Source organism: Saccharopolyspora kobensis (genome assembly GCF_900108315.1).
GTDB lineage: Bacteria > Actinomycetota > Actinomycetes > Mycobacteriales > Pseudonocardiaceae > Saccharopolyspora > Saccharopolyspora kobensis.
Genome location: NZ_FNVB01000008.1, coordinates 408,792 through 422,441, shown reverse-complemented (window position 1 = coordinate 422,441; position 13,650 = coordinate 408,792). Strand labels below are relative to the sequence as shown.

General features: G+C 71.1%; 16 protein-coding genes. 11 read left to right on the top strand and 5 right to left on the bottom strand.

Annotation, left to right across the window (positions count from 1 at the left end):
* Positions 1–14: 14 nt before the first annotated feature.
* Complete coding sequence (locus C4T78_RS27155; protein WP_093358281.1) at positions 15–1,223, bottom strand: MFS transporter; 1,209 nt, start codon at positions 1,221–1,223, stop codon at positions 15–17.
* Positions 1,224–1,371: 148 nt separating this feature from the next.
* Between C4T78_RS27155 and C4T78_RS27150 the strand changes: the two genes are divergently transcribed.
* The 11 genes from C4T78_RS27150 (at position 1,372) to C4T78_RS27100 (ending at position 10,160) form a co-directional block, all read left to right on the top strand.
* Positions 1,372–2,088: a TetR/AcrR family transcriptional regulator gene (locus C4T78_RS27150; protein WP_093358279.1), complete on the top strand. Its 717-nt coding sequence runs from the start codon at positions 1,372–1,374 to the stop codon at positions 2,086–2,088.
* A gap of 158 nt (positions 2,089–2,246) precedes the next feature.
* Complete coding sequence (locus C4T78_RS27145; protein WP_093358276.1) at positions 2,247–2,639, top strand: GntR family transcriptional regulator; 393 nt, start codon at positions 2,247–2,249, stop codon at positions 2,637–2,639.
* Entirely contained in the window at positions 2,636–3,508 is an 873-nt protein-coding gene (locus C4T78_RS27140; RefSeq protein WP_093358274.1) for an ABC transporter ATP-binding protein, read from the top strand. The genes C4T78_RS27145 and C4T78_RS27140 overlap by 4 nt, the downstream gene beginning before the upstream one ends.
* Positions 3,505–4,311: an ABC-2 membrane transporter-related protein gene (locus C4T78_RS27135; RefSeq protein ID WP_093358271.1), complete on the top strand. Its 807-nt coding sequence runs from the start codon at positions 3,505–3,507 to the stop codon at positions 4,309–4,311. Before C4T78_RS27140 ends, C4T78_RS27135 begins: the two co-directional genes overlap by 4 nt.
* 93 nt (positions 4,312–4,404) lie before the next feature.
* On the top strand, positions 4,405–5,334 hold the full coding sequence (locus tag C4T78_RS27130) for an ABC-2 membrane transporter-related protein (RefSeq protein WP_093358269.1): 930 nt from the start codon (positions 4,405–4,407) through the stop codon (positions 5,332–5,334).
* A gap of 17 nt (positions 5,335–5,351) precedes the next feature.
* Positions 5,352–6,125 (top strand): S1 family peptidase, encoded by a 774-nt coding sequence (locus C4T78_RS27125; RefSeq protein WP_093358265.1) that lies wholly within the window; start codon positions 5,352–5,354, stop codon positions 6,123–6,125.
* A gap of 131 nt (positions 6,126–6,256) precedes the next feature.
* On the top strand, positions 6,257–6,961 hold the full coding sequence (locus C4T78_RS27120; protein ID WP_374703904.1) for a TtfA family protein: 705 nt from the start codon (positions 6,257–6,259) through the stop codon (positions 6,959–6,961).
* 104 nt (positions 6,962–7,065) lie between these two features.
* Entirely contained in the window at positions 7,066–7,839 is a 774-nt protein-coding gene (locus C4T78_RS27115; protein WP_093358263.1) for an SDR family NAD(P)-dependent oxidoreductase, read from the top strand.
* Between the two features lie 230 nt (positions 7,840–8,069).
* On the top strand, positions 8,070–8,618 hold the full coding sequence (gene pyrE, locus C4T78_RS27110) for an orotate phosphoribosyltransferase (RefSeq protein ID WP_093358261.1): 549 nt from the start codon (positions 8,070–8,072) through the stop codon (positions 8,616–8,618).
* Between the two features lie 107 nt (positions 8,619–8,725).
* Positions 8,726–9,406, top strand: coding sequence for a TrmH family RNA methyltransferase (locus C4T78_RS27105; RefSeq protein ID WP_093358321.1), 681 nt, complete (start codon positions 8,726–8,728; stop codon positions 9,404–9,406).
* A 73-nt stretch (positions 9,407–9,479) separates the two neighbouring features.
* Positions 9,480–10,160 carry a DUF899 domain-containing protein gene (locus C4T78_RS27100; protein WP_093358259.1) on the top strand — a complete coding sequence of 227 codons (681 nt, stop codon included), beginning with the start codon at positions 9,480–9,482 and terminating at the stop codon, positions 10,158–10,160.
* 61 nt (positions 10,161–10,221) lie between these two features.
* Here the strand turns inward: C4T78_RS27100 and C4T78_RS27095 are convergent, their stop codons facing one another.
* The 4 genes from C4T78_RS27095 to C4T78_RS27080 form a co-directional block, all read right to left on the bottom strand.
* A complete protein-coding gene (locus tag C4T78_RS27095) occupies positions 10,222–10,911 on the bottom strand; it encodes a DedA family protein (RefSeq protein WP_235863886.1) in 690 nt (229 codons plus the stop codon).
* Positions 10,912–11,078: 167 nt separating this feature from the next.
* The gene (locus C4T78_RS27090) at positions 11,079–11,342 is read right to left on the bottom strand and encodes a hypothetical protein (RefSeq protein WP_093358254.1); all 264 of its coding nucleotides are present in this window, start codon (positions 11,340–11,342) and stop codon (positions 11,079–11,081) included.
* Between the two features lie 234 nt (positions 11,343–11,576).
* On the bottom strand, positions 11,577–12,725 hold the full coding sequence (nagA, locus tag C4T78_RS27085) for an N-acetylglucosamine-6-phosphate deacetylase (RefSeq protein WP_093358252.1): 1,149 nt from the start codon (positions 12,723–12,725) through the stop codon (positions 11,577–11,579).
* Positions 12,722–13,642, bottom strand: a complete 921-nt coding sequence (locus C4T78_RS27080) for an ROK family protein (protein WP_093358250.1) — start codon at positions 13,640–13,642, stop codon at positions 12,722–12,724. Before C4T78_RS27080 ends, nagA begins: the two co-directional genes overlap by 4 nt.
* Positions 13,643–13,650: the final 8 nt, after the last annotated feature.

Genomic DNA, 13,650 nt, shown 5'->3' with positions numbered 1-13,650 from the left:
TCGAAGTCAAGCGATCACCGGTGCAGGTAGGTGGACACCACCGCGAGCGCGGCGAACAGCGCCGCCGTCGAGGCGAAGACGACCGTTGCCGCGGTGAGGCCGAAGAACGTGCTCACCACGCCCAGCACCACGCTGGGCACGCTGGCCGACAGGTAGGCCACCACGTAGATCAGCGCCGAGGTGCCCGCGCGGTGCTCGGGCGAGGCCAGGCCGGTCAGCATGCGCATGCCGCCCATGAACATCACGCCCCAGCCTGCGCCCAGGACCGCTGCGGCGGTGAAGAACACGACCGGCTGGTGCTCGACGGTCGAGGTCGCCACGCCGGCCAGGCCGAGGACCATCACCGGCCCGCCGATCCGCACCGCGCGACGAGCGTCCACACCGGACAGGACCAGCTGCGAGAGCCCGCCGAACCCGGCCAGCGCCGCGACCGCCGCACCGCCGATCAGGTACGGGCTGCCCTCGACCAGGCCCTTGGCCACCGACGGGCCGAGGGACATGAACATCCCGCCGACGATCCAGGACGCCAGCAGCGTGGTGGCCATGAGCGCGAACGCCAGGCCCTTGCCCGCCGGGAGAGCAGGCCGCTGCGGGCGAAGCACCTCGCGCAGCTTGCTGCGCTGGGCGACCGGTTCGGGCATCGCCAGCACGCCGGCGATCGCCACCGCGAGGCCGAGCACGAGCAGCAGGTAGCTGGTCAGCGTCGGGCCGGGCACGTACTGCACGAGCGCACCGGCGAGCAGCGACCCCAGCGCCATGCCGAACGCCGCGGCCACCCCGTTGAGCAGCGAGCCGTGGTTGGAACCCGGCCGCTGGAAGTCCAGCAGCGAGCCGCTGATCGCGCTGGTCGCCACGCCGGTGGCCAGGCCTTGCAGCGCCCGGCCCGCGTACAGCCAGCCGACGGCGGGCGCGAAGGCGAGCAGCAGCATCGAGACGATCTCCAGCACGAGCGCGACCAGCAGCACCGGTCGTCGCCCGATGTGGTCGGACAGCGAACCGAACAGCAGCAGCGCGGCCAGGATCGCCACCGCGTAGACGGCGAACACCTCGGTGAGCACCGTGGTGGTGAAACCCCAGCGCTGCTGGTAGATCGAGTACATCGGGGACGGCGCCGTGGACGCCATCAGGAACAGGGCGTAGAGCGCGCCGACGAACCAGAACGAAGCGGACCGGGACAAGCCGCCGCTGCGCGACCGCGGGCGGACGAGTTCCGTGGTGGTCATGGTTGCTTCCCATCCTAGGATGACCGGAACGGATGATTCCGCACCTGCCAACCCAGTAGCGGAACGGATCATTCCGCTCCGCAGGTATCCTGTGGCCCACGACACCCTGGTGTCGGATCACCGCTCAACCGCACCCCAGGGGACTGCGATGCAACCCAGCCACGAGGAACCGCGAAGCGCGAGCACGACTCCCATCGCAACCGCCGCTGAAAATAGTGGAGAGGCGGACAAGGGGGAGGCGGGGCAGCGCAGGCACGACGAGTACGACGATCGGGTCATCCGGGCGGCTCGCGACGTGTTCGCCGAGCAGGGCTTCGCCGCGCCGATGTCCGAGGTCGCCAAGCGCGCCGGCGTCGGTGTGGCCAGCGTCTACCGCCGCTACCCGAGCAAGCACGAGCTCGTCGAGCAGGTGCGCATCGCCGGTTTCCGGCTGCTGCTGGCCGAAGCCGAGCAGGCGCGCGCCGAGGAGTCCGACCCGTGGGAGGCGCTGGTCCGGTTCATGCGGCGGTGCCTGCGGGAGGGCTCGGGCATCGGCACGGTGCTGCCGCCGATGGATCCGCAGCACGTCTACTCGGACGAGTTCCGCGGCCTCCAGCGGCGCGTGCCGAAGGCGATCGAGGAACTCGTCTCGGCCGCCCAGCGGGCCGGTGAGCTGCGCGAGGACGTCGACTGGCCCGACATCCTCCTGCTGCTCAAGCACCTCAACCCGCGCCTGCCCGCCACCGAGCAGCGCCGCGCCGAGCTGCGCTCCCGCTACCTCGGCCTGGTCCTCGAAGGCCTGCGCCCCGGTGGGCCGGAGCTGCCCGGCCCGCCGCCGGACCGGGCGGAGTGGCAGGCGCTCTGCGACAACCGGGCGATCAGGTAGCGCTCGGTCGAGCCGCTGTCCTAGTTCGACCCACCCGCGCGCCCCGGCCCTCGCCGGGGCGTTCGTGCTGTTCAGGGACGGTTTTGCCGGTTGTGGTCGACAAAGATCGTCGTATGGTTATCCTATGGTCATAGGTTAATAGGGATTGGAGCGAGTGCTTGATCGAGTTCCGGGTCGACACGGGATCGGGCGTGCCGCCGTACCGGCAGCTCGTGCATCAGGTCGAGCACGCCCTCCGGCTCGGGCAGCTGCAGGTCGGGGACCGGCTGCCCACCGTCAAGGAACTCGCGAAGAACCTGGTCATCAACCCGAACACGGTGCTGAAGGCCTATCGCGAGTTGGAGCACAAGGGATTGGCCAAGGGCCGCCCGGGGCAGGGCACGTTCATCGAGCGGGCCCTGACCGGACTGCCCGCGGAGAAGCAGGCCGAGCTGCGCGCGGGCCTGGAGTCGTGGTTGACCGAAGCGCACCGCGCGGGCATGGACGCCGACGGGATCGCGGCGCTCGTCGCGACGGTGCTGGCCGAATTTCGCCTGGAGGAACGGACTTGAACGACATAGCGATACGAACCAGCGGACTGGGCAAGCGCTACCGGCAGAAGTGGGCGCTGCGCGGCTGCGACATCGAGGTGCCGGCGGGGCGGGTGGTCGGCCTGGTCGGCCCGAACGGCGCGGGGAAGTCAACGCTGATGAACCTCGCGGTCGGACTGCTGGCGCCGACCGAGGGAACGCTGGAGGTGCTGGGCCGCGAGGTGCGGGCGAACACCGTGCTGCACCGGGTCGCCTACATCGACCAGGAGCACACGATGTACCGGAACTTCACGGTGCGCGAGATGGTCAAGACCGGCCGCAAGCTCAACGCGCGCTGGGACGACCGGATCGCGTTCGACCGACTCGCCGAGCTGAACATCCCGCTGGACAGCCGGATCGGCGCGCTCTCCGGTGGCCAGCGCGCGCAGGTCGCGCTCGCGGTGGCGCTGGCGAAGGAACCCGAGCTGCTGATCCTCGACGAGCCGGTGGCCAGCCTCGATCCGCTTGCCCGGCGCGAGCTGATGAGCGTCCTGATGGAGGCGAAGGCGGACTCGGGCTGCACGGTCGTGCTCTCCTCGCACGTGGTCTCCGAGCTGGAGCGGCTCTGCGACTACCTGATCGTGCTCGACCGCGGTCAGGTCAAGCTCGCCGACGACATCGACGATCTGCTGGAGCAGCACCACCTGCTGGTCGGCCCGGCGGCCGCGGCGGCCGACGTCGCGGGGGTCGTGCACCGCGAGGACCGCGGGGACCGGGTCTCGCTGCTGGTGCGCGGTGACCGCCCGGCACCGGGTTCGCCGTGGGACGTCCAGCACGTCGACCTGGAAACGCTGGTCATGCACTACCTGAGCGCGGCGGCTCCGACGCGGTTGCGGGAGGTCGCCGCATGACCTGGCTGGCTTGGCGGCAGCACCGCCTGGGGCTGGCCGGGTTCGCCGCGGTCTTCCTCGGTGTGGCCGCGATCTACGGGTTCTCCGGGGCGCTCGACGCCGATGCCCGCACCGTCTACACCGCGGCCTCCGGGTTCTCGCGGCTGGTCAAGTTCGGCGAGGACATGAGCACCTATCTGCAGCCGCTGCCGCTGCTGGTCGGCATGTTCGCCGGTGCTCCGCTGGTGTCGCGGGAGCTCGAACACCACACCTTCCGCTACGCCTGGACGCAGGGGGTGTCCAGGGGGCGCTGGTTGCGCGGCAAGGTGATCCTGGTCGGCGGTGCGATCCTGGTGCTCAGCGCGCTGCTCTCGGCCGCGCACATGTCCTGGTTCGCGCCGATGGCCCCGGAGCGGGGCTGGTTCCAGCTGTTCAACCAGTCGATCCTGGTGTTCCCGGCGACCTGCCTGTTCACCTTCGCCCTGGGGATGGCGATCGGTGCGCTGGTCGAGCGGATCGTGCCCGCGATGGCCATCACGCTGGTCGCGGCCGGCGCGGTGTTCATCCTGTTCGCCGCGGTGCTGCGGCCGAACTACAGCACGCCCGTGGTCGTCTCCCAGCCGACCCTCGGCGGTGGCTCCCCGGAGGAGCTCGCCCGTTCCTACTACCTCGGCAGCAGCGTCCGCGGTGACCTGACGGAAATCAGCTACCACCCGGCCGACCGGTTCTGGACGTTCCAGTTCGTCGAAGCCGGCTGCTACCTGGCGCTGACCGCGGCCCTGCTGGCGCTGACCTTCTGGTGGCTGAGCCGCAAGCTCAGCTGAACCCCGTTCCGGGCGCAATCGAAAACCCTTACCAGGGCGCGGAAAACGCGTCCCGACGAATGCTGCCCGGAGAACTCTTACAAGGAGTTGCGCATGTTCTGGTTGACCTGGCGGCAACACCGGGTTGCCGTCCTGTCCACCGCCGCGGTGTTCCTCGGCCTCGCCGCGTGGTTCTTGCTGATCGGCAGCGGAACGCGGGGTTCGCTGGCACCGTCGGCGTTGTCCGACTGCATCGGGCTGCGTTTCGACTGCGGCGAGTGGCAGTCGTCGCTCATGCGGCTGCGCGACCTCGAACAGACCCTGCTGCCGCTGCTGCCCGCGCTGCTCGGGGTCTTCCTGGGCGCGCCGATGCTCTCGCGCGAGACCGAGCAGCGGACATTCCGCTACACGTGGACGCAGGGGATCACCCGCGGCCACTGGCTCAAGAGCAAGGTGTTCCTGCTCGGCGCCGTGATCGTGCTGCTCAGCACCGCCTTCTCGGGTGCGTACATGTGGTTGTTCGTCCCGGCCGTGCCCGACCAGGGCTGGTTCGACGCGTTCAACCAGGCGCTGCCGGTGTTCCCCGCGATGTGCCTGTTCGGCTTCGCGCTGGGGATCGTGGCCGGAGCGCTGACCCGGAAGCTGCTGGTGAGCATGGCGCTCGCGCTCGGCGGCTTCCTCGCGGTGTTCCTGCCGATCGTGATCTGGATCCGGGCCGCCTACCAGGCACCGCTGAGCATCCCGTTCGACGCGTACACCGCCGATGGCCAGAAGGGGTGGCTCGTCGAGTTCTACTTCCGGGACCGGGCCGGGGCCACCTACGACATCTGGGAAGCATCGCGGCAGGCCGGTCTGGACGTCTCCAGCGGTTTCGGTTCCGCGCAGCTCGAGCAGCTCGGCCGGGCCGGGTTCACCGAGTACGCGAGCTACCAGCCCGCCGACCGGTTCTGGACGTTCCAGCTCATCGAGACCGGGATCTACCTGTGGCTGACCGCCGGCTGCATCGCGCTGGCGTACTGGCTGCTGCGCCGCAAAACGCTGTGATGGAGAGAGGAAGAGGAATGCGAATTCGCACGTTGCTGGTCGCCGCCTTCGGCGCGGCGCTGGTCGGGGCTTCGACCGCCGGAACCGCGGGTGCCGTCGTCGGTGGTGGCCCCGCCGACGAGGCCTACCCGTTCATGGCGTCGTTGCAGATCCCGGGCGAGCCCCGATTCCACTGCGGGGCGACGCTGATCGACGAGGAGTGGCTGCTGACCGCCGCGCACTGCGTCGACTCCTTCGAAGCGGGCCAGCTGACCACCCGCATCGGCAGCCCGGACCGCACCGCGGGCGGTGAGGAGCGCGGGATCGCGGAGAAGGTCGTGCACCCGGACCACCGCAAGGAGTTCCTGGCGCAGTACGACTTCGCGCTGCTGAAGCTGGACCGGCCCGTCGACCTGCCCACCGTGGCGATCGCGGAGTCCGCGCAGCCGCCGGGCAAGGACGTCCGGGTGATCGGCTGGGGTCGTGAGTGCAGCGAGTTCGACTGCGGCACGACGCCGGTCTTCCCGCACCGGCTGAAGCAGTTCGACTCGGAGGTGGGCGCCGATACGGAGTGCCACGACACCGACGGCAGCGTCGACACCTGCGTGCGCGGGATCGGCGATGCGTCGGTGTGCAACGGCGACTCCGGCGGTCCGGCGTTGATCCGCAACTCGGCGGGGCGCTGGGAGCAGATCGGCATCACCAGCCGGTTCGGCGGCGCCGAACCGGAGCAGATCTGCGGTGACGAGCCCGACATCTTCGCCGACCCGGTCGCGGTCCGGGACTGGATCGGGCAGCAGCTCGGATCCTGACCCGCGCAACGCCCGGCCGACCCGGGGGCGGCCGGGCGTTTCCGCAGGTCAGGATCGGCCGATGGGGTGGTTCGGCGGTGGATCTCCAGGTGATCTTCGTCTTCGCCGGTGATCGGACTACCCTGCGCAGTGTGGGCATACCTGCGTGGCTCTGGTTCGTCGTCGCCGTCCTCGCCATCGGCGCGGGCGTGGCGCTGCTGATCGCTGACCGGTCGCAGCGCGTCTCGAACAACCGGGAGCGGCGGCGCTGGGCCGCGCTGCGCGGTTGGCAGTTCGCCGAGGCCGACCAAGTCCTGCCGACCCGCTGGGAGCGCGGTGCGCTCGCCCAGTACGGCAGCCCGACGGCCACCGACGTGGTCGCCGGATCGACCTTCACCGCCGACGGCCGCCGCCAGGTCTACGTGATGGACCTGACCGTCAACGGCCGGACGGCGACCGTGCTGGCGGGCATCCGCTGCCGCCGGTCGGTCCCCGCCACCATCGAGCTGTGGCTGCCCGACGTGCCGGTGCCCCAGGACTCCGAGCTGGACCTGCTCGGACCGGTCGGCTCCCGCTACGCCTTCGTCACCGAGGTGGCCGCGGCCCGGCCGCTGGTGACCCCGGACCTGGTCGACGCCACCGAGGAGATCGGCTCCGACGTCACCGTGGTGTGGCTGGAGGACGACTGGGTGCTGGCCGCCCTGGAGCCGGGCCACGCCGACCCGGCCCGCCTGGAGCGCCTGCTCCGCGACCTCGGCGACCTCGCCGACCTGGTCGACCCGTTCGACACCGACCCGAACGAGCAGGAGACCGCCGCGGAAGCCGAGTCCACCTCCACGGAGCACTCCACTCGCTGACCGCCGCTGTTTCGGCAGGTGGTGGGCCGTGCGCGTTTCGGGGCGTCATAGCACCCCAAACCACTCACGGAGGACGGCGCGGGTCGCACGGTAAGTTCGGGCGCATGCCTACCGCACTCGTCACCGGAGCCACCGCGGGGATCGGGCGCGCCTTCGCCCGCCGACTCGCCGCCGAAGGCCACGACATGGTCCTGGTCGCCCGCGACGCCGATCGGCTCGCCGAACTCGCCGACCGGTTGCAGTCCCGGCACGGGGTGCGCGCGGAGGTGCTCCCGGCCGACCTGGCCGACGCCGACCAGCGCGCGAAGGTCGAGCAGCGCCTCGCCGACGCCGAGCGGCCGGTGGACGTGCTGGTCAACAACGCCGGGTTCGGCACGGCGGGCAGCTTCGCGGAGACCTCGACCGCCGAGCTGCAGCGGCAGCTGGACGTCAACGCGGGCGCGGTGCTCGCGCTGACGCACGCCGCGGTGCCGGGCATGTGCGAGCGCGGCCGCGGCGACGTGATCAACGTGTCGAGCGTGGCGGGGTTCTTCCCGGTGGCGGGTTCGACCTACGGCGCGACCAAGGCGTACGTGACCGCCTTCTCGCAGGGCCTGTCGGTCTCGCTGACCGGCACCGGCGTGCGGGTCATGGCGCTGTGCCCGGGCTTCACCCAGACCGAGTTCCACCAGCGCGCCGGGCTGGAGATGGGCCGGCTGCCCAAGGCGTTCTGGCTGCAGGCCGACCAGGTGGTGCACGAAGCGCTGGCCGACCTCCGCAGCGGCAAGGACGTCTCGGTGCCGGGCGCGCAGTACAAGGCGCTGGTCGCCATCGGCCGCCTGGTCCCGCAGAAGCTCCAGCGGATGATCGTCGCCCGCACCGTCCCAGGCCGCACCTGACCACCTGCCCGGGTGACCTGTGTGCAATTTCAATTGAAATCGCATCGTCGATTTCAATTGAAGTTGCACGTCCCGTCGGCGTGTCGGGAACCCGACACACCGGCGGTGGGTCGGGATCCACGCGATTTCAATGGAAATCGGAGGTTTGATTTCCATTGAAATCGCGTTGCGGGCGGCGCGCCGGGACCGGCATGCACCCCCGCGAGCACCGGGCCGTATGCTGAAAACTCGTGGTCACAGTGGATGAACAGCAGCGCTCCGAACTCGCCCGCCTGGTCCAGGACATCGCCGTCGTGCACGGCAAGGTGACGTTGTCCTCCGGCAAGGAAGCCGATTACTACGTCGATCTCCGGCGCGCGACGCTGCACCACCGGGCGGCGCCGCTGATCGGCCGGTTGCTGCGCCAGCTCACCGCGGACTGGGACTACGTCGCCGTCGGCGGGCTCACGCTCGGCGCCGACCCCGTCGCGACCGCCATGATGCACGCCGAGGGCGCGCCCCTGGACGCCTTCGTGGTGCGCAAGGACGCCAAGGCGCACGGCATGCAGCGGCGCATCGAGGGCCCGGACGTCACCGGCCGCCGGGTGCTCGCGGTCGAGGACACCTCCACCACCGGCGGCAGCGTGCTGACCGCCGTCGAGGCCCTGCGGGAGGCGAACGCCGAGATCGTCGGCGTGGCGACCGTCGTCGACCGGGACACCGGCGCCCGCGAGAAGATCGAGGCGGCAGGCCTCCCGTACCGCTCGCTGCTCGGCCTCGCCGACCTAGGCCTGGCGTGAGCGGCCCGGGGCCAACCGAGTCCGGCCCGGGGGCCGACCCCGGCCTGCGCAACCGCACCCCAGAGGACCGTGACGCAGCCCAGCCACGCGAAACCGCGAAACGAGAGATCGCTCCCGAACGCGACCACCGCTGTGAATCGCAGGGCGGCGGGGCTATCGGGCCCACCGAGTGGGGCACCACGGTCGGTGTCGGCCCGTGGGAAGGCCCCTGGCCGACCGATGAGCGCTACGACCCCGAGCTGCTGGAGCACGGCGACCGGCGCAACGTGGTCGACCACTACCGCTACTGGCGGCGCGAGGCGATCGTCGCCGACCTGGACCTGCGGCGGCACGACTTCCACGTGGCCATCGAGAACTTCCAGCACGACCACAACATCGGCACCGTGGTGCGCACCGCCAACGCCTTCGCCGCGAAGGCGGTGCACATCGTGGGCCGGCGGAGGTGGAACCGGCGCGGCGCGATGGTGACCGACCGCTACCAGCACGTCCACCACCACCCGGAGCTCGCCTCGCTGCGCGAGTACGCGGCCGAGCACGACCTCGCGGTGGTGGCGGTGGACAACACCGCGGGCGCGGTGCCGATCGAGCGCACGGCCCTGCCGCGCCGCTGCGTGCTGCTCTTCGGCCAGGAGGGCCCCGGCCTGCGCGAGGAATCGCGGCTGGACGCCGACCTGGTGGTCTCCATCGCGCAGTACGGCTCCACGCGGTCGATCAACGCGGGCGTGGCGGCGGGAGTGGTGATGCACACCTGGATCCAGCAGCACGCGGATCCCGCTGCGGCCTGGTGATCGACCGGCGATGAGTTCGCGGCCCCCGGCTGGTCTACCCCGGTGAATTCGCCGTGATCAGGGAGGGGCCGACATGTCCGCCAACGCACTACCGCCCGTCGTCGACGCCGAGACCTGGCAGCGGCAGCTCGACGAGCTGCGCGCCCGGGAGAAGGCCGCGACCCGCGAGCTCGACGCGATCGCCGCGCAGCGCCGCCGCCTGCCGATGGTCGAGCTGCCCGACTACACCCTCGAGGGCGAGGACGGGCCGGTCCGGCTGGTGGACGTCTTCGACGGCAAGACGCAGCTGATCGTCTACAACCACATGTGGTTCCCGGGCCAGGAGTGGCAGTGCGGGGGCTGCACCATGTTCACCTCGCAGTTCACCCGGCTGGAGTTCCTGGCCGACTACGACGCCCGGTTCGTCATCGTCACCCAGGGCCCGATCGACGAGGCGCTCGCCTACAAGCGGCGCGTCGGGAACCGGATGACCTGGTACTCCACCGCGAACAGCCGGTTCGGGGAGGACGTGGGTGCGCCGCCCGGTGGAGGATTCGCGATCAACGTTTTCCTGCGCGACGGCGACACTGCCTACCGCACCTGGCACAGCAGCGGCCGCGGCACCGAGCAGCTCAGCCACACGTTCGCGCTGATCGACCTGCTGCCGTACGGGCGGCGGGAGGAGTGGCAGGACTCGCCCGCGGGCTGGCCGCAGGAGCCCGCCTACAGCCGGTGGCCCGGTTCGAAGGACATCGCGGCGCGCTACGGCGAGTAGGCCCGGAAAGCAGTCGCGCGGACCCGATCGGGATCGGATCCGCGCGACGGTGGCGACTCGGTCAGCTCGCGGCCTTGCGGGCCTTCTCGCGGCGGCCCTTCAAGTACTCGATGACGATCGGGATGACCGAGATGACGACGATGAGGATGGCCATCGCTTCGAGGTTGTCGCGGATCCACGGGATGTTGCCGAGGAAGTAGCCGAGCAGCGTCATGCTCACGATCCAGGCGACGCCGCCGATCGCGGAGAAGCTGAAGAACTTCTTCTGGTCCATCTGCGCGATGCCCGCGACCGCGGTGATGAAGGTGCGCACGATCGGCACGAACCGGGCCAGGATGATCGCCCGCGCGCCGTACTTCTCGAAGAACTCGTGGGTCTTGTCCACGTGCTCGCGCTTGAACAGCTTCGAGTCCGGCTTGTTGAACATGGCGGGCCCGACCTTGCGGCCGATCCAGTACCCGGTCACGTTGCCCACGAAGGCGCACAACGTCAGCAACGCGCAGACCAGCCAGATCGGGGTGTCGATCGCACCGGCCGCGACGAACAGGCCGGTGACGAACAGCAGGGAGTCACCCGGCAGGAAGAAGCCGATGAGCAGGCCGCACTCGGCGAAGATGATCAGGCACACGCCGATCAGGGCGAACGGGCCGAGCGACTGGACGATGTTCTCGGGGTTGAGCCAGTCCGGCAGCAGGGCCAGCGCGGTGGTGTTCGCGGCGGCGTTGACAATCGCGGGCAGTTCGGTCGTCACGGTCGCCAACGGTACCGCGAGGCCCTGGAGCCCGATCCGCGGGCGAGTGACCCGCCGTGCACGCACCACGTTCGGCCGATCACCCGGTGGAACGGCGAGGCCGGAGCGCGAGCACGTTCCGCGACGAGCTGAGGCGGCCGCCGGGCGTCAGATCCGCCCGGTCGTGCTCACCAGAAGTACCGGGCGGCGACGGTCATACCGGCCATGAGAACGCCGGTGACCAGCCCGAGGACCACGGCGAACACCAGCACGCCCACCACCGGCAACCGCTCCCGCCGCGGCGGCGCCGCAACCGGGCCCTGCGGCGCCGGGCCTTGCGGGGCCGAGCCCTGCGGGGCTGGGCCTTGCGGCGCCGGGCCCATCCCGGGGCTTCCCCCGGCCTGAGCGCGCAGCGCCGCGGACAGCAGGTGCTGAGGATCAGGAGAAGTCACTCCCCGAGCCTAACCACTCGGTCGACCAGGTCTCCGGACCCGAGGCCCGCAATTTCAATTGAAATCGGACCTCCAATTTCAATTGAAATTGCGCCGATCCCGGCGCACCACCGGTGTGTCGGGCACCCGACACACCGGTGGTGCGGCAAGTTCAATTGAAATCGGAGGTGCAAGTTCCATTGAAATTGCCGAGCCGTCGGCGTGTCGGGGTCCGACACGCCGACGGTCGCGCGGTCAGCGGGGATCGACGGCCCAGGTGCCGTCCTTGAGGACTCCGGTGAGCCGCAGGTCGGTGTCCAGGACCGCCAGGTCGGCCGCGAGGCCGGGCCGGATCGAGCCGATGCGGTCGTCGAGGCCGAGCAGCTGGGCCGGCTTGGTCGATGAAGCCGCCACCGCCGCCGGGACGCTCTGCCCGCCGGACTCGACCAGGTTGCGGAACGCCACGTCCATGGTCAGCGTGCTGCCCGCCAGCGAGCCGTCCGCCAGCCGCGCCTCCCCGTTGGCCACGGTCACCGGGAGCTTGCCCAGCTCGTAGGTGCCGTCCCCGGCGTCGGTGGCGCTGATGGCGTCGGTGACCAGCACCGTCCGCCCGGTGCCCGCGTGCGAGGCCGCCAGCTGCACGATCGCCGGGTGCAGGTGGACCAGATCGCAGATCAGCTCGACGGTCACCCGCTCGTCCTCCAGCAGCACCCCGATCGGGCCGGGCTCGCGGTGGTGCAGCGGGCGCATCGCGTTGAACAGGTGCGTGGCCACCGTCGCGCCGGCCTCCACCGCGGGCACCACCTGCGAGAGCACCGCATCGGTGTGCCCGACGGCGGCGATCACCCCGTGGTCGACCAGCTGGCGGACCGCCTCGACCCCGTTCGGCAGCTCCGGCGCCAGGGTGACCATCCGGACCGTTCCGCGACCCGCGTCCAGCACCTGCTGGACGGCGGAGGCCTCCGGGGCCCGCAGGATCGCCGGGTCGTGCGCGCCGCAGCGCGCCGAGGACAGGAACGGGCCCTCCAGGTGGATGCCGGCCAGCTCGCCGTCCACCACGAGGTCGCTGAGCGCGCTGATCTGCTTGGTGAGGTCGGGCAGCGGGGCCGAGACCAGGCTGGCCAGCATCGTCGTGGTGCCGTGCAGGCGGTGCGCGGCGATCGCGGCCCGCGCCTGGTCGACCTCGATGCTGGTGAACGAGCCGCCGCCACCGCCGTGGCAGTGGATGTCCACGAAACCGGGCACCAGCCACTGCCCGCGCAGATCCACGACCTCGCCCGCGGCGGTCGGTCCGGTGCCGACCTCGGCGATCTTCCCGCCGGAGATCCGGACCCAGCCCTGGTCCAGCACTCCGTCCGGGGTGACGACCTGCCCACCGGCGAGGATCAGTTCGGGAGCGTTCACTTTGTTCTCAACCCTTCCGTCGCCAGCAGCGCTGCCCCGAGGCAGCCCGCGGTGTCGCCGAGTTCGGCCAGTTCCAAGCGCGGGCGGCGGTGGTACGCCGCCAGCATGCCGTCGAGCCGGTCGCGCAGCGGCTCGGTGAGCAGGTCGCCGGCCTGCGCGAAGCCGCCACCGAGCACGATGCACTCGGGTGCGGCGATGGTGACCAGCACCAGCAGCCCCTTGGCCAGTGCGTCCACCGCTTCCTGCCACACAGCTTGCGCGTCCGGGTCGCCCGCGCGCACGGCCGACGCCACTTCCGCGCTGCTGCGCTCCACGCCGGTGCGCTCCTGGTAGCGGCGCGCCACGGCCGCGGAGGACGCCAGCGCTTCGACGCAGCCGGTGCGCCCGCAGCCGCAGGGCTCGCCGTGGCCGATGTCGACGTGCCCGAGCTCGCCGGCGAACCCGCCGCCGGAGTGCAGCTGCCCGCCGAACAGCAGGGCCGCGGCGATGCCGGTGCCGATCGGCAGCACCACGACGTCGCGCATGCCGCGCGCGGCGCCCAGGCGGGCTTCGGCGAGGCCGCCCGCGCGCACGTCGTGGCCCAGGCTCACCGGCAGGTCGATGCGCTCGGCGAGCATGTCGCGCAGTGGTACGTCGCTCCAGCCGAGGTTGGCCGAGTAGACGCCGATGCCGCGGTCCTCGTCGACAGCGCCCGGCACGACGACGCCGACGGCGTCCGCGGACGCGCCCACGCGCAGCTCGGCCACCAGCTCTGCCACGGCGGCCACCACCAGCTCCGCCGTCTCCGCGCCGTCGGCTCCGCGCGGTGTCGGGCGTCTCAGCCAGCGCAACGGCTCCGCGCGGTGCCGGTCGACGGCGACCAGCGCGGCCTTCATCTCGGTTCCGCCGACGTCGACGGCGATGGCGTTTGCGGTCACGCCGACGA